Annotated in this window: 16 protein-coding genes; 2 read left to right on the top strand and 14 right to left on the bottom strand. The window is 66.9% G+C overall.

The window, feature by feature from the left end; genetic code table 11:
- Positions 1-5: 5 nt before the first annotated feature.
- Positions 6-1,538, top strand: coding sequence for a class I adenylate-forming enzyme family protein (locus tag C265_RS27055; protein WP_037025418.1), 1,533 nt, complete (start codon positions 6-8; stop codon positions 1,536-1,538).
- Positions 1,539-1,552: 14 nt separating this feature from the next.
- Here C265_RS27055 and C265_RS27050 read toward each other — a convergent pair whose 3' ends face one another.
- The 5 genes from C265_RS27050 to C265_RS27030 all read right to left on the bottom strand — a co-directional run bounded on the left by C265_RS27050 (position 1,553) and on the right by C265_RS27030 (position 7,239).
- Positions 1,553-2,455, bottom strand: a complete 903-nt coding sequence (locus C265_RS27050) for a LysR substrate-binding domain-containing protein (protein WP_010809309.1) — start codon at positions 2,453-2,455, stop codon at positions 1,553-1,555.
- A gap of 149 nt (positions 2,456-2,604) precedes the next feature.
- Positions 2,605-3,201 carry an AraC family transcriptional regulator gene (locus C265_RS27045; RefSeq protein ID WP_011617193.1) on the bottom strand — a complete coding sequence of 199 codons (597 nt, stop codon included), beginning with the start codon at positions 3,199-3,201 and terminating at the stop codon, positions 2,605-2,607.
- A gap of 628 nt (positions 3,202-3,829) precedes the next feature.
- On the bottom strand, positions 3,830-6,004 hold the full coding sequence (locus tag C265_RS27040; RefSeq protein ID WP_037025416.1) for a xanthine dehydrogenase family protein molybdopterin-binding subunit: 2,175 nt from the start codon (positions 6,002-6,004) through the stop codon (positions 3,830-3,832).
- A gap of 9 nt (positions 6,005-6,013) precedes the next feature.
- Complete coding sequence (locus tag C265_RS27035; RefSeq protein ID WP_010809306.1) at positions 6,014-6,472, bottom strand: (2Fe-2S)-binding protein; 459 nt, start codon at positions 6,470-6,472, stop codon at positions 6,014-6,016.
- A complete protein-coding gene (locus tag C265_RS27030; protein WP_010809305.1) occupies positions 6,469-7,239 on the bottom strand; it encodes a hypothetical protein in 771 nt (256 codons plus the stop codon). The genes C265_RS27035 and C265_RS27030 overlap by 4 nt, the downstream gene beginning before the upstream one ends.
- 237 nt (positions 7,240-7,476) lie before the next feature.
- Here C265_RS27030 and C265_RS27025 point away from each other — a divergent pair, with 237 nt between their 5' ends.
- The gene (locus C265_RS27025) at positions 7,477-8,382 is read left to right on the top strand and encodes an adenylate/guanylate cyclase domain-containing protein (RefSeq protein WP_011617198.1); all 906 of its coding nucleotides are present in this window, start codon (positions 7,477-7,479) and stop codon (positions 8,380-8,382) included.
- 66 nt (positions 8,383-8,448) lie between these two features.
- On the opposite strand, the gene C265_RS27020 is transcribed toward C265_RS27025, so the two are convergent.
- The 9 genes from C265_RS27020 to C265_RS26980 form a co-directional block, all read right to left on the bottom strand.
- On the bottom strand, positions 8,449-8,646 hold the full coding sequence (locus C265_RS27020) for a hypothetical protein (RefSeq protein ID WP_010809303.1): 198 nt from the start codon (positions 8,644-8,646) through the stop codon (positions 8,449-8,451).
- A 44-nt stretch (positions 8,647-8,690) separates the two neighbouring features.
- A complete protein-coding gene (locus tag C265_RS27015; RefSeq protein WP_010809302.1) occupies positions 8,691-11,465 on the bottom strand; it encodes an ATP-dependent Clp protease ATP-binding subunit in 2,775 nt (924 codons plus the stop codon).
- A 129-nt stretch (positions 11,466-11,594) separates the two neighbouring features.
- Positions 11,595-13,868 (bottom strand): FdhF/YdeP family oxidoreductase, encoded by a 2,274-nt coding sequence (locus C265_RS27010; protein ID WP_010809301.1) that lies wholly within the window; start codon positions 13,866-13,868, stop codon positions 11,595-11,597.
- 140 nt (positions 13,869-14,008) lie between these two features.
- Positions 14,009-15,046, bottom strand: a complete 1,038-nt coding sequence (gene fba / locus C265_RS27005; protein WP_010809300.1) for a class II fructose-bisphosphate aldolase — start codon at positions 15,044-15,046, stop codon at positions 14,009-14,011.
- A gap of 42 nt (positions 15,047-15,088) precedes the next feature.
- Positions 15,089-16,330, bottom strand: a complete 1,242-nt coding sequence (locus C265_RS27000) for a phosphoglycerate kinase (protein WP_010809299.1) — start codon at positions 16,328-16,330, stop codon at positions 15,089-15,091.
- A gap of 9 nt (positions 16,331-16,339) precedes the next feature.
- Complete coding sequence (gene gap, locus C265_RS26995; RefSeq protein WP_010809298.1) at positions 16,340-17,350, bottom strand: type I glyceraldehyde-3-phosphate dehydrogenase; 1,011 nt, start codon at positions 17,348-17,350, stop codon at positions 16,340-16,342.
- A 59-nt stretch (positions 17,351-17,409) separates the two neighbouring features.
- Positions 17,410-18,105, bottom strand: a complete 696-nt coding sequence (gene gph, locus C265_RS26990; protein ID WP_010809297.1) for a phosphoglycolate phosphatase — start codon at positions 18,103-18,105, stop codon at positions 17,410-17,412.
- Positions 18,105-20,117: a transketolase gene (gene tkt / locus C265_RS26985; protein WP_010809296.1), complete on the bottom strand. Its 2,013-nt coding sequence runs from the start codon at positions 20,115-20,117 to the stop codon at positions 18,105-18,107. Before tkt ends, gph begins: the two co-directional genes overlap by 1 nt.
- 40 nt (positions 20,118-20,157) lie before the next feature.
- Entirely contained in the window at positions 20,158-21,036 is an 879-nt protein-coding gene (locus tag C265_RS26980; protein ID WP_010809295.1) for a phosphoribulokinase, read from the bottom strand.
- Between the last annotated feature and the right edge of the window lie 11 nt (positions 21,037-21,047).

The following is a 21,047-nucleotide window of genomic DNA, read 5'->3' as shown; positions in this document are numbered from 1 at the left end:
GCGAGATGCCACCGGACCGAGACACCCCACCACGGATCAGCGACATCCCTCGCCGCTGGGCCGCCGAGACCCCCGGCCATGTGGCCGTCTTCGAGGAAGGCCGGACCACCACCTATGCGCAGCTGTGGGCGGGCATCGAGGATGCGCAGCGCTACCTGCAAGCGCAGGGCGTGGGCACCGGCGATCGGGTGCTGATCACGGCCGAGAACTGCCTGGCGGTGATCACGCTGGTGTTCGCCTTGTCGGAACTGGGCGCGTGGCCGGTCGTCGTCAACGCCCGCCTGTCGGAGCGGGAAATCGAGGTGATCCGCGCCCACTGCCAGCCGCGCCTGATGCTGTTCACCCACGCGGTGTCGCCCGATGCCCTGCGGCACGGCGTGCGCTACCGGGCCAGGGAGATTGCCCCGGCCGGCCTCGGCCCGCTGATGGCGGGCGCTGTCGACGAGGCCGGCGAGCGCGAGCCTGAAGCGCTCGCGCGTGATGTCGCCGCGTTGATCTATACCTCCGGCACCACCGGACAGCCCAAGGGCGTGATGGTCACCCACCGGGGCCTGCTGCACTTTGCGCGCGTCACGGTCGAGTCGCGCCGCATGCAGGCAGACGACTGCGCCTATGCGGTCATGCCGATGTCGCATGTGTTCGGGCTGGGGACACTGCTGGTCTCGACCCTGCAGGCCGGCGCCAGCCTGTACCTGAGCGCGCGTTTCAATGCCGCTGACGTCACCGCCGCGATCCGGCAGGGTGCGATCACGCTGCTGCAGGGCGTGCCGACAATGTTCAACCGCATCGTCGCCCATGTGCGGGCAATGGGCACGCCCCTGCAGGCTTCGCCGCGGCTGCGCTATCTCTACACCGGCGGCGGGCCGCTTGATCCGACGCTCAAGCACGACGTCGAGGCGATGTTCGGCCAGCCGCTGCACCATGGCTATGGCATGACCGAATATGCGGGGTCGCTGTTCGTGACCCGCATGGACCGGCCGCGCACCGACTGCTCGGCCGGCGAGATCGTCGAAGGCGCGGAACTGCGGGTAGTCGGGCCGGAAGGCAAGCCGGTGCCGCCGGGGGAACCCGGCGAGCTATGGATCAGGGGGCCCGGCGTGATGCGCGGCTACTACCGCGCACCGGACCTGAGCGCCGAGGCCCTGCGGCCCGACGGCTGGCTCAATACCGGCGACATCGGCCGGCTGGACCCCGGCGGCGCGCTGTTCATCGTCGGCCGCACCAAGGACCTGATCATCCGCTCGGGCTTCAATGTCTACCCGATCGAAGTCGAATCGGTCATCAACACGCATCCGTCCGTGCGCGTATCAGCCGTCATCGGGCAGCCCACCGCGGACGGCAACGAGGAAGTGATCGCCTTCGTCGAGATCAGGGATGGCGAGAAATTCGACGCGCAGGCGCTGCACGACTACCTGGTCGACCGCCTGTCGCCGTACAAGCGCCCGGAGCGGATCCTGCGCGTTGCCTCGATCCCCACCACGGCCAGCGGCAAGCTGCTGAAGCACCAGCTACGGCAGATGCTGGCGGACAAGGCCTAGTCCGCCGGGCGCCCTCAGTCCTGGCGCCCGAGGCCGTCCTCGACCAGCAGGTCCACCAGCTTGCGCGCAAACAGCGGCAAGGCGCCGAGGTCGGCCACGCATATCTGCAGCTTGCGCTCGGCCCATTCATCGTTGAGCTGGACGATGCGCAGCGCCATCGTCTTCGCATGGCGGCTGGCGGTAGTCTCCGGCAACACGCCGACGCCGACATTGGCCTCGATCATCCGGCACGCGGTCTCGAAGTTGCTGACCTGCACGCGCCAGCGCAGCGTGCGCTGCAGGTCGGTCGCGGCCCGCAGCAGGAAATTGTGGATCGCGCTGGCCTCGGGCAGGCCGATGAAGTCGTAGTCCAGCGTATCGATAAAATCCACGCTGCCGCGCTCGGCCAGCGGATGGCTCAGCGCGGTGGCCAGCACCAGGCGGTCGCACCGGTACGGCATCACCTCCAGCCCTTCCGTGCGCACGTTGCCGGCAATGATGCCGATATCCACCATGCCCTCCTGCACCGCGCGCACGATATCCGGGCTCAGGCGCTCGTGCATGTCGATGGTCACGTCCGGATGGCTGACGAGATAACTGCGCAGCACCGCCGGCAGGAATTCGCTCATCGCGGTGGTGTTGGCGAACACGCGCACATGGCCTTTCACGCCCGCCGCATATTCCTGCAGATCGCCGCTCAGTTGCTCCAGCTGGCGCAGCACGCGGCGCGCGTGGGCGAGCAGGGTCTCCCCCGCCCCGGTCACCTTCACGCCCTGGCTGCTGCGGCTCAGCAGCTTGACGCCGACGTGTTCCTCGAGGTTCTTGATGCGCGTGCTGGCCGCGGCCAGCGACAGGTGCGAGCGTTGCGCACCGCCGGTCAGGCTCTGGGCCTCCGCAATATGCGTGAACAGTTTCAGGTCGACCAGATCAAAGCGCATGACATCATTCCGCAGCGTAAGGGCGGATTATCTCGCAAAGCGCGGCGTTCAGTACACTCTGGCGGGCGCAATTCGCAGTGGCCGGCACCCTCGCATCCGGGACCTGATCCCGGATCCTTGCGAACGTCCGGTAGATTTTTGGGAACGAGTCAGGCGACGGAGCGCCGCCGCTGCGCTGCGCGCGCGACCGCCAACCGGCTGGCAGCTTCCATCGATAAGCCGAAGCGGTCGTAGAAAGCGCAGTCCAGATCACTGCTGGCTGGCCAGCCGACGCGCCGCCGGGCATCGCCAATGCCGGCATCACCGGCCATGACCTCGAACAGCAACCGCATCAGCCGTTGCGTGCGGCACAGCTCGGTCAGCGCCGTGCCCTGCGAAAACAGCATGCGGCGCAGCTGTGCCGTGGACATGCCCAGCCGTTCCGCGATAAACGCGGCATTCCAGGCGTAATGGGGTTGCAGGAAGACCCGCTTGCAGATGCGGTGGTGCAGGCATTCCTGCTGCGCCGCGGGGATCATGCGCTGGATTTCGAGGGTGCACGCGGCCGGCTGAGTGCTGCTGCCATCCAGGTGCAGCGCAAAGGTTTCAAACGGTTCGATGGTGAGCTGCTGGCCCGGCAGCAGCACACGCTCATAGCCGCGGCGCCTGAGCACCAGCCTGCCGTGGGCCGCAGAGACCGCCAGCGGGAAAGCCAGCAACAGCCGCTGCAGGCTGACGTGCATGTGGGACTGCAGATGGACGTGCATGGTGGCTCGGGATGCGGACAGGATCAGACTGCATGATCGCCGCTAATCGGATTGCCCGCCTCTGCCATTTCCGAATGCACCGTTCACCGCCGCCCCATGGCCGTTCGTGTACGATGGACTCCCGCACTGCCGAATCAGAAGCCCGTTGCGTCAACCCGCGCCAGTGCTGACTTCTCGTGCATGCCAGAGGAAACGCCGGTTCCGGCATACCCCCGTCAACGTGTACGGGTTCTCGTCGTCTCGGGCAAGGGACAGTGAGCACCTGCGCGAAGCAGAATTCGCGCTCAAGTCAGTGCAGTCTCGCTATTTCCGCTTCTAATACTGGAAAGCGCTGGCCGAATTCACTGATAAGTGGTTGATTTTCCGGAAAACGCAGCCTCACGAATTCCGGATCCTCGCACTTCAACGGGCATTGTGATGGATAAAACCGAAGGCGCCGCTTGATGTGGATCCTGGCTAGACCACCCCTCATCCCGGCCCTCTCCCCATGAGGGGAAAGGAAGAACATCTTGCTTAGGCTGGTTCCGGCGGCTTTGGCGCACCCAAGACTGTTGGCATTTTGTCTGGGTGCTCGCTCTCCCGCTTGGGGAGAGATCACCGCACGCAGGCCATGCCGACTGCTCGAAGATCACGAGGTGAACGGCAGGCTGCGATGCCGCTTGCCGGTGAGCGCCGCGACGGCGTTGGCCAGTGCCGGTGCGATCGGCGGCACCGCGGTCTCGCCAATGCCGGTCGGCGGGTCGGCCGATGGCACGATGTGCACCGCGATCTGCGGCGGCGTGTCCGCATGCGTCGCCACCCGGTAGTCGTTCCAGTTGCCTTGCTGGACCACGCCATCCTTCAGCGTGATCTGGGCTCCGGGCAGCGTGGTGCCCAGCCCCATCATCATGCCGCCCTGGACCTGCGCCTCGACCGTGCGCGGATTGATCGGCATATTGCAGTGGACGGCCGCGGTGACCCGGTGCACCACCGGCTGGTTGCCGCGCATCGAGGCCTCGACGATGTAGGCCACCACGGTGTCGAACGATTCATGCACCGCCACGCCCCAGGCACGCCCGGCCGAGAGGCGCCGCTTGCCGTAGCCCGAGCGCTCGACCGCCAGGTCCAGCGCCGCCAGGTGACGCTTGTGCTCACGCAGCAGCGTGCGGCGGTAGGCCACCGGATCGATCCCGCCGGCGCGCGCCAGTTCATCGACCAGAGTCTCCATCACGTAGGCCGTGTGCGTGTGCCCCACCGAGCGCCACCACAGCACCGGCACATTGACCTTGGGATGATGGATCTCGAGCGCGATCGGGAACGGATAAGGACTGTCGCTCACGCCCTCGACCATGGTCGAGTCGACCCCGTTCTTCACGGTGAAGGACTCGAACGGCGTGCCGCTGGTGATGGACTGGCCGACGATCACGTGCTTCCAGGCCAGCACCTTGCCCTTGCCATCGTGGCCGATGTCAACGCGGTGCAGGTGCATCGGGCGGTAGTAGCCGCCGCGCACGTCGTCTTCGCGCGTCCAGATCATCTTGATCGGCTCGCGCCGGCCGGCCGCGTAGCGCGCCTTGGCCACCTGCGCGGCCTCGAACAGGTAGTCGGACGTGGGCACCGCACGCCGGCCGAAGCCGCCGCCGGCCATCATGGTGTTGAATGTCACCTGTTCCGGCTTCAGGCCGAGCACGGCTGCGACGTTGGCCTGGTCGACGGTCTGGAACTGCGAGCCGGCCCACACCGTGCATTGGTTGCCGCGGAAGTCGATGGTGCAGTTGAGCGGCTCCATCGGCGTGTGCGCCAGGTAGGGGAAGACATACTCGGCGGTGAGCTTGTGTGGCGCGGTGGCAAGCGCCGAAGTGTCCGCCGCCTTGGCCTGCACGCCGGGACTGGCCGCCAGCTCGCGATAGCGCGCCAGCAGCGCATCGCTATCCGGCTTCTCGACGCCGCTGCTGTCCCATTCCACCTGCAGCACCTCGCGCGCAGTGCGCGCGGGCCAGAAGCCATTGGCCACGATCGCCAACCCGGTCGCGCCGCCGGCCAGCGGCACCTGGTAGACCTCTTCCACGCCGGCGATGGCCCTGGCACGCGCCGGGTCGAAGCGCGCGACCCTGGCGCCGAACACCGGCGGATGCACCATGACCACGGTACGCGTGCCGGGCAGCGCCGTGTCGATGCCGAACTGCTGCCTGCCGGTGGACTTGTCGCGCGCATCGAGCCGGCCGGTGGGCTTGCCGATCAGCCTGAACTGCTGCGGCGACTTCAGCTGCACGCTTGCTGGCACCGGCTCGGCCAAGGCCGCGGCGGCCAGCTCGCCGTACGTGGCCCGGCGGCCGTCGGGCGCGGTCACCACGCCGGCCTCGGCCTTCAGCTGCCCGGCCGGGACCCCGAAGCGCCTGGCGGCCGCCCCGAGCAGCATGGCGCGCATGCGCGCGCCGACCTCGCGATACTGGGTCCACGAGTTTTTCATGCTGGTCGAGCCGCCGACCATCTGGATATGGAACACCGGATCCTTATAGGCCTCGCCGGCCGGGGCCAGCTGGCAGCGCACCTTGCTCCAGTCCGCGTCCAGTTCCTCGCCCACCAGCATCGGCAGTGCCGTCTGCACGCCCTGCCCGAACTCAAGCTTGCCGATCGTGACCATCACGGTGCCGTCGGCATCGATACTGACGAAGGCCGATGGCTGCACTGGCGCCTTGGGCTGCGCGGCCGCCTCCGTCTGCGCGCCAAGCGGAACGGCACAGAGCGCGAAGCCCGAGCCGAAGCTCAGTTTCAGGAAGGTCCGCCGGTCGATGCCGCCGCTTGCCTGCTGCATGAGTCTCATGGCATCTCCTCAGCCGATAGCCTTGGCTGCATCCTTGACCGCGGCATGGATGCGCGCGTAGGTGCCACAGCGGCACAGGTTGGCGCTCATGGCCTGTTCGATGTCGGCATCGGTCGGGCGCCGATTGACCCTGAGCAGCGCCACCGCCGACATGACCTGGCCGCTCTGGCAATAGCCGCACTGCGTGACGTCGTTGCGCACCCAGGCCTCTTCGACCGCGCGCCCCACCGGGTCCTCGCCGATGCCCTCGATCGTGGTGAGCTGCCGGCCGGCGATGGAAGACACCCGTGTCACGCACGCGCGGCGCTGCTGGCCATCGACATGTACCGTGCACGCGCCGCACACGGCGATGCCGCAGCCGAACTTGGTGCCGGTCAGGCCCAGCGTGTCGCGCAGCACCCACAGCACCGGCGTGTCGCCGGGCACGTCAACCTGCTGGGTCTTGCCGTTCAGTTGAAAGGAAATCATGGCTGGCTCCCGTTGCTGGTGCCTTTCGTCTGGGTCAAGGCGCCTGATCCGGCGATAGCGCGCAGGTTCTTCAGCAAGGCTTCGTCGGCGGCGGCGCGTGTAGGACCGGCAGAGGTGCGCAACGGCTCGCGCGTATCGCACGGCGCGCCGTTGCGTATCCACTGGCGCACCTGCTCGTCGAACGCGGGCTTGTCCAGCGGCGGCAATTCACGCCCCGGCCCCGGTTGCCAGCCCCAAGCCACCAGGTGGTCGGTCACCATGTGTTCTTCGAGCATCGCCAGCGAACGGCCGCCATTGGTCCTGGTGTCCCGGAAGACCTTGCATAGCGCCGGCCCGGACAGGCCCAGCCATGACATCTTCATCTTCGCCGGCGGCATGTGCCAGCCCGGCTGGCCATTGGTATCCAGCCCGGGCGGCGCATGCGCGAGCGGGCTGTTCTGGGTGCCATGGCACGTGGCGCATTGCAGCGGCGGCACGCCCTTGCCGTCGGTGCCTCGCTGCACCGGTGGAAAATGCACCCGTTTCGCATCGCCCTGCAGCGGGCCGTCCGGCACGTGGCAATTCAGGCAGCGGGCATGCAGCAGCACACGCTCGATCTGCGCGAAGGCCTGCAGCCCCGCATTGCGGTCCGGCGTGGCCGACACCTGCGTGGGCTGGAAGGATCCGCCGGACCCGGCAGCGAAGGCAAGCACCGGAAGCGTCAGGACCGACCCCGCCAAGAGCTGGCGAATGGCGGCGACGAGGGGGTTGCGGGCGTCATGCTTCATGGAGCCTCCTCCTTCACCGTCGTCGGCGTGCTAGATCGTTGTAGTGCCTGATGCGATCCCTGGCAAGACGAAACGGCAGCAGAGGCTCCAGGCGCCCGGATCGGCAAGCAGCACTTTTGCGGGATGGTCACCAGCGCTGCAATGTCGCGATGAAGTTCTATGATGCAGAATCATGCAGACGAAGCGCACTGCCGATCGAAGGCATGGCGCGCTCCGATCAAACGGCCTGTGATGCATATGGACCAAGATTCGCGACAAGACGCCTCTGATGGATCGGTGATGTTCGCGGACGTCTGCGACAGCACCAGGCTCTACGAGCAGGCCGGCGATGCGGCGGCGCTTGGCGCAATCCGCCAGTGCCTGGCGCTGATGAAGTCCCACTCCGCGGCCGCGCAAGGCCGGGTGGTCAAGACCATCGGTGACGAAATCATGGTGCTGTTTCCCACCGCGGAGAATGCGATGCGGGCGGCACTGGACATGCAGGAGGCCGTCGCCGGGCTGCCGCCGATCATCGGCGCTCCGCTGGCGATCCATATCGGCTTTCACCATGGCCCGATCCTGTCGGATGAATCCGGCGACCTGTTCGGCGACACCGTCAACCTTGCCGCCCGACTGGCCAGCCTGGCGTCGCGGGGCCAGATCATCACCAGCAAGAACGCGGTGGAGCAGCTCTCAGCAGGGCTGCGCCAGATGACACGCTACCTGTATCCGATACAGGTGCGCGGCAAGCACCAGGTGATCGAGCTGTACGAAGCGATCTGGCAGCAGAGCATCGACCTGACCCTGGTGGCCCCGGTGGATCTTGCATTGGCCCGCTCGGCACTGCTTTCGCTGCGGTATCGGGAAACCGTCTTCGAAATGAACACCGCCTCGCCGCCTGTCACCATCGGCCGGGACACGACCATGAGCATTGTCGTCACGGACCGGCAGGTTTCGAGATTCCAGGCCACGGTGGAGCCGCGCGGCGGCCGCTTTGTCCTGATCGACAGAAGCTCGAACGGCACCCATGTGAAGATCGATGGCGAAAGCGCGCTCATCCTGCGCCGTGACGAAATCACGCTCAGGGGTCATGGCTGGATTACCTTTGCCCAGCCGAAAGAATGCATCGACGAAGGTATCGAGTTCTTTGTCGACGAGAAGTAATGCTGGCAGGAAGGAAGCCGCGCGGCCGCAACCCATAGGAGCAGGCCGCGGCCCGCGCGTGGCTGCTTACCCTCCCAGTTCCTGGAAGGCGTGCCCGTTGGCTTCCAGACCCTTCAACATGCCGGGTGGCAGTGCGCTCTCCGGAACCGTCCCTTCAAGTTGCCACTCCTTTGCGTCGGCGAGGTCCTGAAGTCCTTCCCCCTTGCGCACATAGAGACCCAGCGTCGGCTTCAGCAGATTGATGTAAAAGTCGTACTCCTGCATTTGCGAACCTCCCACGAAAGTCGTGATTGCCCTGGCTCTTGCACTCAAGCGCCGGAGTCTCCTGCTGCGACGGTGCTGTCCGCCTTCCTGGGTGCAGCGCCCTTGGCGGCAGCTTTGCCTGCCTTCGGCTTCTTGACGGCTTCCATCTTCCTGAAGACCACGGCTTCGCTTGCCTTGTCGTAGCCAAGCTCGACGCTGTCGCCTGATTTCAGCTTGTCGCCGAGGATCTCCTTGGCCAGGCCGGTCTCGACCGACTGGCGGATCTGGCGCCGCAGTTCCCGCGCACCAAACTCAGGCTGGTAGCCCACCTCGACCAGGTGATCGACCAGCTCATCGTCGGGCTTGACCGTGATGTCCTGCGCGGCGGCGGTGCGCACCACACGCTCCAGCTGGATCTGCACGATCGCGCGGATGTTCTCGCGCGACAGCGCATGGAACACGATGATGTCGTCGATTCGGTTCAGGAACTCGGGCCGGAAGTGTCCCTTCAGCACCTTCATCAGCGCCTCGCGCAAGTCCTTCTCAGGCATGCGCTTGTCCTCGGGCTGCTCCAGGTTGTCCATGATGATCGGCGCGCCCAGGTTGCTGGTGGCGATGATGACGGTATTGCTGAAGTCCACCACGCGGCCCTTGCCGTCGGTCAAGCGGCCGTCGTCGAAGACCTGCAGCAGTACGTTGTTCACGTCCGGGTGGGCCTTCTCGATCTCATCCAGCAGGATCACGCTATAGGGCTTGCGCCGCACGCGCTCGGTCAGCTGCCCGCCTTCGTCATAGCCGACATAGCCCGGCGGCGCACCGATCAGCCGGGCCACCGCATGGCGCTCCATGTACTCGGACATGTCGATGCGGATGATGGCCTGCTCGTCGCCGAACACGGTTTCCGCCAGGGCCTTGGCCAGCTCGGTCTTGCCGACGCCGGTCGGCCCTAGGAAGAGGAAGGTCGCGATCGGGCGGTTAGCCTGCCCCAGGCCTGCGCGCGACAGGCGCACCGCATCGCTGACCGCGACCACCGCGTCGTCCTGCCCCACCACCCGCTCGCGCAGCCGCGCTTCCATTTTCAGCAGCTTCTGGCGCTCTTCCTGGGTAAGGTCGGTCACCGGGATGCCGGTCAGGCGCGACACCACTTCGGCAATGGCCGCAACCGTCACCTCCAGGGTCTCCGACCCCGTCTTGCGCTGCCACGCCTCGGTCAACTCGTCAAGCCGCTTCTGCTTGTCGTTGATGCGGTCCTCGAAGCCCTTGGCCTCGTCAAAGCGCTTGCGCGACGACGCATAGTCCTGCTCGCGCTTGAGCTGGGCGATCTCGGCCTCCAGTTCCTGGATATCCGCGGGGCGTGAGGTGGCGCCGATGCGCACGCGCGCCGCGGCCTGGTCGATCAGGTCGATGGCCTTGTCCGGCAGGAAGCGCGCGGTGATGTAGCGGTCCGACAGTTCCGCCGCGGCCACAAAGGCGTCGTCGGCGAAGGTGACCTGGTGGTGCGCCTCAAGCTTGTCGCGCAGGCCGCGCAGGATGACGATGGTCTGCTCGACGGTCGGCTCCGGCACCAGCACCGGCTGGAAGCGCCGTTCCAGCGCCGCGTCTTTCTCGATGTACTTCTGGTATTCGTTCAGCGTGGTGGCGCCGATCAGGCTCAGTTCGCCGCGCGCCAGCGCCGGCTTGAGCACGTTGGCGATATCGAGCCCGCCCTCGCCGCCGCCCTGCCCCGCGCCGACGATGGTGTGCAGTTCGTCGATAAACAGGATCAGTTCGTCGTTCTTGGCGGTGACCTCGTCAATCAGCTGCTTGGCACGCTCCTCGAACTCGCCGCGGTACTTGGCGCCCGCCACCATCGAATTGATGTTCACCTCAACCAGGCGCTTGCCGCGCAGCACCTCCGGCACATCGCCATTGACGATGCGCTGCGCCAGCCCTTCCACGATCGCGGTCTTGCCCACGCCCGGCTCGCCAATCAGCACCGGGTTGTTCTTCTTGCGCCGCGCCAGCACTTCGATCGCGCTCTCGATCTCCTGCGCACGGCCCAGCACCGGATCGAGCTTGCCCTGCCGCGCGATCACGGTCAGGTCGCGCCCGAACTTGTCCAGCGTGGGCGTGCCGGTGGGCGTATCGACGCGGCCATCCTCGGCGCCCTTGCCGACCACCTTCACCACCTTCTGGCGCAGTGCCTCGGGGGTGACGCCATACTTCTTGAGCAGCGTCCCGGCGATGCTTTCCGGGACCGAGGCCAGGCCGATCAGCAGGTGCTCGGGGCCAACGTAGGAATGCCCGAGGTCGCGCGAGGCCTGGAAGGCATACTGGAAGGCCTTCTTCAGCCGCGGCGAGATCGTCATCCGGTCGATGGCCGCGTCAGGCCCGGCGGTTCCGGTCTGCGCGTGCTCGTCGATATAGCCCCTGATATCCTGCGGCGAGAGCTTTAGCTCCTTGAGCAGCGCCGTGCAGACATCGGTATCGGCGAGCACGTAGAGCAGGTGCTCGGTGTCCAGCTCATTGCGCCGCAGCTCGTGGGCCTTCTCCGCGGCGCGCTGCAGCAGTTCCATGGTCTGCTCGCTGAAGGCATCGGTGGGGTCGACGGATTCGCGCGGGACTTCGGTGGAGAATCCGGGATGCTCGTCGTCATCCATCCCGCCTCCCATTCCTCGGAAGAAGCGGGACAGCCCGCCGCCACCCAGCAGGGAGTCGAACGGGTTGAGCATGTCCTGGTGGCGCAGCAGCTGCCGGTAGTCGTAGTCGCAGATCGACATCGTCTTGCGCTCGCCGTCCTGAACCACCGTCACCCGCGCCACGGCGGGACGTGCGTTGCAGATTTCGCATAGGGTCGGCATGATGGACTTTCCTCCACAGGTAGGTCGCATTGCTTCAACAGAGGGCCGTTGCGCGCGCTCAGGGCCGCGCACAACGGCGCTGGAAAGCGGGCATGAGCCGTGCTTACGTGATGGTGGGCTCGCCTGCCATTACGTCACCTCCGAACGCACCACGCGCACGGGCACTGACTTGTAGGACGGGGTGCCGCTGTCCTCGTCGATGTAGTCGAGCGGCACCAGCCTGTTTGCTTCCGGATAGTAGGCAGCGACGGAGCCGGGCGCAATTTCATATTCGATCGCAGTGATCTTCTCGAAACGCAGCTGCCGGCCCGCGGCGATAGTCTCGATGTCGACCAGGTCGCCATGCTCCAGGCCGCGCGCGGCCAGGTCGGCCGGGTTCATGAACAGCACGTCGCGCCGCCCGAACACGCCCCGGTAGCGGTCGTCCATGGCATAGATGGTGGTGTTGTACTGGTCATGGCTGCGGATGGTCACCAGCCGCAGCACATCGTCGGCATGGACTTGCTTGTCTTCATGCAGCCCCTTGAACACGTAGAACTCGGCCTTGCCCGACGACGTTTCCCATTTGCGCTCGGTTGGTGGCAAGGGCATGCGGAATCCGCCAGGGACCCGCACGCGCGCGTTGAAATCCTCAAAGCCGGGCACCGTCTTCTCGATCAGGTCGCGGATCCTGTCGTAGTCGGCGACGAGCTCCAGCCATGGCACCTTGCTGTCAGGCAGGGTCGCGGTGGCAATGCCCGCCACGATGGCCGGCTCGGAGCGCAGGAATTCCGACGCCGGCGCGAGCTTGCCGGCCGAGGCATGCACCATCGACATCGAATCCTCCACCGTCACCGATTGCGGCCCGGTCTCCTGCACATCCAGTTCGGTGCGGCCCAGGCAAGGCAGCACATAGGTCTCCCTGGCCACCAGCAGGTGCGTGCGGTTGAGCTTGGTCCCGACATGCACGCTCAGGTCGAGCTTGCCCATGGCCGGGAAGCACTGCTCGGGATCGGGCAAGGCGACCGCGAAATTGCCGCCCAGGCAGAACAGCGCCCTGGACTTGCCATCGATCATCGCCTGCATCGCGTTGACGGCATCGTGCCCGTGTCCGGCGGGCGGGCTGAAGCCGAAGGTGTCCTCGATCCGCTGCAGGAAGCCGGCCGACGGCTTCTCGGTAATGCCGACAGTCCGGTTCCCCTGGACATTGGAGTGGCCGCGCAAGGGGCAGATGCCGGCGCCGGGCTTGCCGAAGTTGCCGCGCAGCATCAGCAGGTCGCACAGCAGGCGCACATTGGCCGTGCCTTCGTTGTGCTGGGTCACGCCCATGCCATAGGTAACGATGGTGGCATTCGACTTGGCATAGGCCGCCGCCACCAGTTCCAGGTCCGCACGGGTCAGCCCACTGGTCTTTTCAATATCCGCCCATTCGGTCGACCGCAGATCGTCGGCCAGCGCCTCGAAGCCCTCGGTGTGGACCGCGATGAAGTCGTGGTCCAGCACATTGCCCTGGCTGGCTTCCAGGTCCAGCAGCGCCTTCATCACCCCCTTGATGGCGGCGGCGTCGCCACCGGCGCGGACCAGGAAGTAGGACGACGCAATCCGGGTGGAACCATAGGTGGCCATCTCCACCATGTTCTGCGGGTCGGCAAAGCGCTCGAGCGCCCGTTCGCGCAGCGGGTTGAACACCAGGATCGGCACCTTGCGGCGCGACGCCTCATGCAGCGTCCCCATCATGCGCGGGTGGTTGGTGCCCGGGTTGTGGCCGATCGAAATGATCAGCTCGCAGGTGTCAAAGTCCTCCAGCGACACCGTGCCCTTGCCGATGCCGATCGAGCGCGGCAAGCCCACGCTGGTGGGCTCGTGGCACATGTTCGAGCAGTCGGGGAAGTTGTTCGTGCCATATTCGCGCGCGAACAGCTGGTACAGGTAGGCGGCTTCGTTGGAAGCCCGGCCCGAGGTATAGAACTCGACCTGGTCGGGCGATAGCCCGCGCAGGATTTCGCCGATGCGGGCGAACGCGGCCTCCCATTCCACCGCGCGGAAGGTGTCGGTGGCGCGGTCATAGACCAGGGGATGCGTCAGCCTGCCAAAGTCTTCGAGCTCATAGTCGGTCCGGTTCAACAGCGACGACACCGTATTGGTTGCAAAGAACTCGGGAGGCACCCGTTTGGTGGTTGCCTCCCACGTCACGGCCTTGGCGCCGTTCTCGCAGAACTGGAAGGTCGACCGGTGCTCCTTGTCGGGCCATGCGCAGCCGGGGCAATCGAAGCCGTCGGGCTGGTTGGTCCGCATCAGCGTGATCGGCGCCTTGACGGTATCCATCTGCGTGCGGATCGCCGTGGCAGTTGCCTTCAGCGCCCCCCAGCCGCCGGCGGGACCGTCGTACTTCCTGATACCGGGCACTTCGCGTCGATTGGCCATGTTTGCTCCTTGTGCCGCGCCAGGTTGCTGGTGACGGCGTTGGGGTTAGTCACGCGAACAACTCCTGCTGCCGGTTTGCTCCCCTCGCCCGCTCGCGGGAGAGGGGTGCGTGTGCCTGGGCTCGTGGTGCGGATGCTCCTTCAGGAATAGAGCTTCGCCACCCGCTCCAGCGGCACCGGCTTGATCCGCGAGGCCTGCCCGGCGCAGCCGAAGGCCTCGAAGCGCAGCTTGACCACGCTTCTCGCCCCCTTCTTGGCCGCCAGCAGCGCCTTGCGCGGATCGAATTCGCTGCGGTCGTCGGACAAGGACTTGCGGATGGCCCCGGTCATGGCCAGGCGGATATCCGTATCGATATTCACCTTGCGCACCCCCATCTTGATGCCGCGCAGGATCTCCTCGACCGGCACGCCGTAGGTCTCCTTGATGTCGCCGCCGTACTGGCGGATGATCTCCAGCCATTCCTGCGGCACCGAGCTGGAGCCGTGCATCACCAGGTGGGTGTCAGGGATCTGCTCGTGGATCTCGCGGATGCGGTCCATCGCCAGGATGTCGCCGGTGGGCTTGCGTGAGAACTTGTAGGCGCCGTGGCTGGTGCCGATGGCGATCGCCAGTGCATCCACGCCGGTGCGGGCAACGAAGTCGCGCGCCTGGGCCGGGTCGGTCAGCATCATGTCGTGCGACAGCGTGCCCGCCGCGCCCACGCCGTCCTCTTCGCCGGCCTGGCCGGTTTCGAGCGAGCCCAGGCAGCCCAGTTCGCCTTCCACCGACACGCCGATCGCATGCGCCATCTCGCACACGCGCCGCGTGACCTCGACGTTGTAGTCGTAGTCGGAGGGGGTCTTCATGTCTTCGCGCAGCGAGCCGTCCATCATCACGCTGGTGAAGCCGGAGCGGATCGAGGCCTGGCAGATCGCCGGGCTGGAGCCGTGGTCCTGGTGCAGCACGATGGGGATGTCCGGATGGGTCTCGGCCGCGGCCAGCACCATATGGCGCAGGTAAGCCTCGCCAGCATACTTGCGGGCGCCGGCCGAGGCCTGCAGGATGACCGGGCTGTCGGTTTCCTGGGCCGCCTCCATGATGGCGTGGATCTGTTCCAGGTTGTTGACGTTGAAGGCCGGCACGCCGTAGCCGAACTCTCCCGCGTGGTCCAGCAGCTGGCGCAAGGAAATGAGTGCCATGATGAAGCTCCTTTACTGATTGCAGAATCGGTGAGGTCGGGTTCAGGCAGCGGCGCGCTGTGCCAGCACGGCCAGCGCGGGCAGCGTCTTGCCCTCCAGGAATTCCAGGAACGCGCCGCCGCCGGTCGAGATATAGCCCACGCGGTCGGCAATGCCGTGCTTGGCGATCGCGGCCAGCGTGTCGCCGCCGCCGGCGATCGAGAATGCCTTCGATTCGGCGATGGCCTGGGCCAGCACCCTGGTGCCGTTGCCGAACTGGTCGAACTCGAACACGCCCACCGGGCCGTTCCAGACGATGGTGCCGGCGGCCTTGAGTTGCTCGGCCAGCATCGTTGCGGTCCTGGGGCCGATGTCCAGGATCATGTCGTCGTCGGCCACGTCCTTGACGTCCTTGACGGTAGCCGCGGCGGTGGCGCTGAATTCCTTGGCGCACACCACGTCGACCGGAATCGGCACCGAGGCGCCACGCCTGGCCATGATGTCGATGATGGCCCTGGCATCGGCCAGCAGGTCAGGCTCGGCCAGCGACTTGCCGATCTTCAGGCCGGCGGCCAGCATGAAGGTATTGGCGATGCCGCCGCCGACGATCAGGTTGTCGACCTTGTCGGCCAGCGACTTCAGGATGGTCAGCTTGGTCGAGACCTTGGAGCCGGCCACGATTGCCACCAGCGGACGCGCCGGCTGGCCCAGCGCCTTGCCCAGCGCGTCGATCTCGGCGGCCAGCAGCGGGCCGGCGCAGGCAATGGGGGCGTACCTGGCGATGCCATGCGTGGTCGCCTCGGCGCGGTGGGCGGTGCCGAACGCGTCGTTGACGTAGACATCGCACAGCGCCGCCATTTTCTGCGCCAGTTCGTCGCTGTTCTTCTTCTCGCCCGTGTTCATGCGGCAGTTTTCCAGCAGCACCACCTGCCCGGGCGGCACCTGGAAGCCGCCCTCGGTCCAGCCGGACAAGAGCGGCACCTGGCGGCCCAGCAGTTCAGACAGGCGGCGGCCCACCGGCGCCAGGCTGTGGCGCGGGTCGGGCGCCCCCTCCTGCGGCCGGCCCAGGTGCGAGGTGACCATCACCGCGGCGCCCGCCTGCAGGCAGGCCGCGATGGCGGGCACGGAAGCCCGGATGCGGGTATCGTCGGTGATAGCGCCCGCTGCATCCTGCGGGACGTTGAGGTCGGCGCGGATGAAGACCCGCTTGCCAGCCAGTCCACCGGCTGCAAGCAGTGCGGCCAGCGTGTGCGGCGCCGCCGCGGGTTTCGGTTGCGGGTTCGTAGCATGGGATAGGCTCATCATGGCGATCTGCTAGCGTGCGTGGGCCAACGCCACCGCGGTATCCAGCATGCGGTTGGAGAAGCCCCATTCGTTGTCATACCAGGCCGACACCTTGACCAGGGTGCCGTTGACCTTGGTCAGGGTGGCGTCGAAGGTGGACGACGCCGGGTTGTGGTTGAAGTCCACCGAGACCAGCGGCGCGGTGTTGTAGTCCAGGATGCCCTTGAGCTCGCCTTCTGCGGCGGCCTTCAGGATGCCGTTCACCTCCTCCACCGTGGTCGGCCGCGCCGCCACGAAGGACAGGTCGACCAGCGACACATTGATGGTCGGCACGCGCACGGCAAAACCGTCCAGCCGGCCGTCCAGCTCAGGCATCACCAGCCCGACCGCGGCGGCTGCGCCGGTCTTGGTCGGGATCATCGACATGGTGGCCGAGCGCGCCCGGCGCAGGTCTTCGTGGTAGACGTCGGTCAGCACCTGGTCGTTGGTATAGGAGTGCACGGTGGTCATCAGGCCATTCACCAGCCCCAGCTTCTCGTGCAGCGGCTTGACCAGCGGCGCCAGGCAGTTGGTGGTGCAGGAGGCGTTGGAGATCACCGTGTCGGTGGCCTTCAGCACGCCGTGGTTGACGCCATAGACGATGGTGGCGTCCACGTCCTTGCCGCCGGGGGCGGAGATGATCACCTTCTTCGCGCCGCCCCTCAGGTGGGCCGAGGCTTTTTCCTTGCTGGTGAAGAGCCCGGTGCATTCCATCACCACGTCCACGCCCAGCTCGCCCCACGGCAGCTCGGCCGGGTTGCGCTGCGCCAGCACGCGGATCCGGTCGCCGTTGACGCGGAAGGCATCGCCGTCGACCGAGACCTCGCCCGGGAAGCGGCCGTGGACGGTGTCGTACTGGGTCAGGTGCGCATTGGTGGCCGCGTTGCCGAGGTCGTTGATGGCGACGATCTCGATATCGTGCCGCTTGCCGCCTTCATAGTGGGCGCGCAGCACATTGCGGCCGATGCGTCCGTAGCCGTTGATGGCAACCTTGATAGTCATGCTGTCTCCTTTACTTGTCTTGGTATCCTTGCCGGTCGCGCTGGCGCGCCGGCGCAACATCAGGCGGCTGGCGCCAGCCGCGCCGGCGTCAGCAGCGCCGGCAACGCCTCCAGCGAATCGAGCAGCGCATCCGCGCCCAGCGCCGCGGGCCCGCCGGGGCCGGCGTAGCCATAGCGCACCAGGCAGACCGGGATGCCGGCCGCGCGCGCCGCCGCCACGTCCACCGCCGAATCCCCCACCAGCACGCCCTGCGCCGTATCGACGTCGAGCAGGTTGCAGGCGTGGCGCAGCGGTTCGGGATCCGGTTTCATCTGCGCGATCGAGTCGCCCGCCACCAGCACTTCCAGGTACTGCGACAACCCGGTCAGCGCCAGCAGCGGCACCGCCAGCGCGCGCGGCTTGTTGGTGACGCAGGCAAGCCGGTAGCCCTGGCGCCTGAGCGCCTCCAGGCCTGCCTCCACGCCCGGGAACACCGACCCGAGGCGGCCGTTGGTCTCGGCATAGTGGCGGTGGAACATCGCCACGGCTTCGGCGGCCTCAACCCGCGGCGTAAGCCCGGCGGTCTCGAGCACGCGCCGCACCAGGTTGGGCACGCCGCGGCCGATGAAGCCGGCCACGGTGTCGAACGGCAATGCCGGGCTGCCGAAGTCGGCCAGCATGCGGTTGGCGGCCTCGACAATATCGGGCGCGCTGTCGACCAGCGTGCCGTCCAGGTCGATCAGCACCGCGGTGCAGGGCATGGATACGGTAGCCATCACGCCTCCTCCAGCAGCACGCGCGCGGCCGCGGCGACATGCGCCGGGGTCAGGCCGAAGTGCTGGTACAGCGCCTCGGCCGGCGCGGATTCGCCGAAGGTGTCGATGCCCAGCGCCAGGCCCTGCTCGCCCACCACGCCGCGCCAGAACCAGGTGCCGCCCGCCTCCACGCTGACGCGCGGCAGGCCAGGTGGCAGCACGGTGTCGCGGTACGCCACGTCCTGCGCGTAGAACAGCTCCACGCAGGGCATGGACACCACGCGCGCGGCGATGCCGGCATCGGCCAGGTCCAGCGCCGCGCGCATGGCGATTTCCACCTCGGAGCCAGTGGCAATCAGCACCACGCGCGGCGCCGGCACATCGCGCAGCACATAGCCGCCGCGCGCAATCTCCGCGCGCTGGGCCGGATTGCGCTCGAACGGCATCAGCGCCTGCCGCGACAGCACCAGGCAGCTCGGGCCATCCTCGCGCCGTAGCGCGGCCAGCCACGCGTACGCGGTCTCGGCGCCGTCGCAGGGACGCCAGACCTGGTTGTTGGGGATCAGGCGCAGGCTGGCGGCGTGTTCCACCGGCTGGTGGGTGGGACCGTCCTCGCCGAGCCCGATCGAGTCATGCGTCAGCACGTGGACCACGCGCAGGCGCATCAGCGCCGCCATGCGGATGGCATTGCGCGAGTAGTCCGAGAAGGTCATGAAGGTGCCGCCGTAGGGGATCAGCCCGCCATGCAGCGCAATGCCGTTCATCGCGGCGGCCATGCCGAACTCGCGCACGCCGTAGCTCACGTAGTTGCCATGCCCGGCATGGTTGACCCAGACCGACGCCTTGACATTGGTCAGGTTGGACCCGGTCAGGTCGGCCGAGCCGCCCAGCAGCTCGGGCAAGGCGGGCGTGAGCGCCTCCAGGCACAGCTGCGATGCCTTGCGCGTGGCGATCTTGCCTTGCAGCGGCGACGGCGCGTCCAGCAACGCCATCAATTCGGCATCGAAGCCCTCGGGCAGGCGGCCATTGGCACGGCGCACGAATTCTTCGGCCAGTTCGGGGTGCGCGGCGCAATAGCTGACGAAGCGCGCCTCCCATTCGGCCTCGCGCGCGGCGCCTTGCGCGCGTGCATCCCAGGCGTCGGCGACATCCGCCGGCACCGTGAAGGGCTCGGCTTCCCAGCCCAGCGCGGTGCGCATGGCGGCGATCTCCGGCGCGCCCAGCGGGGCGCCGTGCACATCGTGCCCGCCGGCCTTGGCGGGCGCGCCCTTGCCGATCACGGTGCGGCAGCAGATCAGCGTGGGCCGGTCGCGCTCGGCCTTGGCCTCGTGCAGCGCGGCATCGAGGGCGTGCGCATCGTGTCCGTCGACGTCCGCAATCACATGCCAGCCATAGGCGGCAAAGCGCTTCGGGGTGTCGTCGGCAAACCAGCCGGCGACCTCGCCGTCGATGGAGATACCGTTGTCGTCGTACAGGCAGATCAGCTTGCCCAGCCTGAGCGTGCCCGCCAGCGAGCAGGCCTCGTGGCTGAGTCCTTCCATCAGGCAGCCATCGCCAAGGAAGACGTAGGTGTGGTGGTCGACGATGTCGAAGCCGGGCCGGTTGAAGGTGGCGGCCAGCAGCTTCTCCGCCAGCGCCATGCCGACGGCATTGGCCAGGCCCTGTCCCAGCGGCCCGGTGGTGGTTTCCACGCCCGGCGTCACGCCAAGCTCCGGATGGCCGGGCGTGGCCGCGTGCAGCTGGCGGAACTGGCGCAGCTGCGACATCGGCAGGTCGTAGCCGGTCAGGTGCAGCAGCGCATACTGCAGCATGGACGCATGGCCGTTGGACAGCACGAAGCGGTCACGGTCGGGCCAGGCCGGGTTGGCCGGGTTGTGTCGCAGGTGGCGCCGCCACAGCACTTCGGCCATTTCGGCCATGCCCATGGGTGCGCCGGGGTGGCCCGATTTGGCCTGCTCCACCGCGTCGGCGGCCAGGAAGCGCAGCGCGTTGGCACAGCGCGCTGCGGAATCGATGCGTTCTGGTGCGTTCATTCAGGAGATCCTCGCGAGTCGGCGTTTCACGGTCGAGTCCTTACTGCGCGGCGCGCTTGCGGCGCTCCATCATGCGCAGCACGAAGGGCGTGAAGATCAGCTGCATGGCCAGCTCCATCTTGCCGCCGGGCACCACGATGGTGTTGGCGCGCGACATGAAGGAGTCGTGGATCATGCTCAGCAGGTACTGGAAGTCGATCCCCTTCGGGTTGGCAAAGCGGATCACCACCATGCTTTCATCGGGCGCGGGGATTTCGCGCGAGATAAAGGGGTTGGACGTATCCACGCACGGCACGCGCTGGAAGTTCACATGCGTGCGCGAGAACTGCGGGCAGATGTAATTCACGTAGTCCGGCATGCGGCGCAGGATGGTGTCGGTCACGGCCTCGGTCGAATAGCCGCGCTGCTTCTTGTCGCGCCAGAGCTTCTGGATCCATTCCAGGTTGATGACAGGGACCACGCCGATCAGCAGGTTGGGATACTGGGCGACATTGACCGAATCGGTGACCACGCCGCCGTGCAGGCCCTCGTAGAACAGCAGATCGGTATCGGCCGGCAGCGGCTCCCACTGCGTGAAGGTGCCGGGTTCCTGCCCGAACGGCGCGGCTTCCTCCGGGCTATGCAGGTAGTGCCGGTGCATGCCCGTGCCGGTTTCGGCATAGGAGCGGAACAGGTTCTCCAGCTCGCCGAACAGGTTGTTCTCCTCGCCGAAGTGGCTGAAGTTCATATTGCCGGTGCGCTCGGCCTCGGCCATCTTGACCTTCATCTCGGCGCGGTCATAGCGGTGGAAGCTGTCGCCTTCGATCACCACTGACTTCACGCCCTCGCGGCGGAAGATGTTCTCGAAGGTACGGGTCACCGACGTGGTACCGGCGCCCGAGGAGCCGGTGATGGCGATAATGGGATAACGTTCTGACATGGCCAGGCACC

This window comes from Cupriavidus sp. GA3-3, from assembly GCF_000389805.1.
GTDB classification, from domain to species: Bacteria; Pseudomonadota; Gammaproteobacteria; order Burkholderiales; family Burkholderiaceae; genus Cupriavidus; species Cupriavidus necator_D.
The sequence above is the reverse complement of the archived record's forward strand: the minus strand, read 5'-3'. Positions and strand labels throughout refer to the sequence as shown.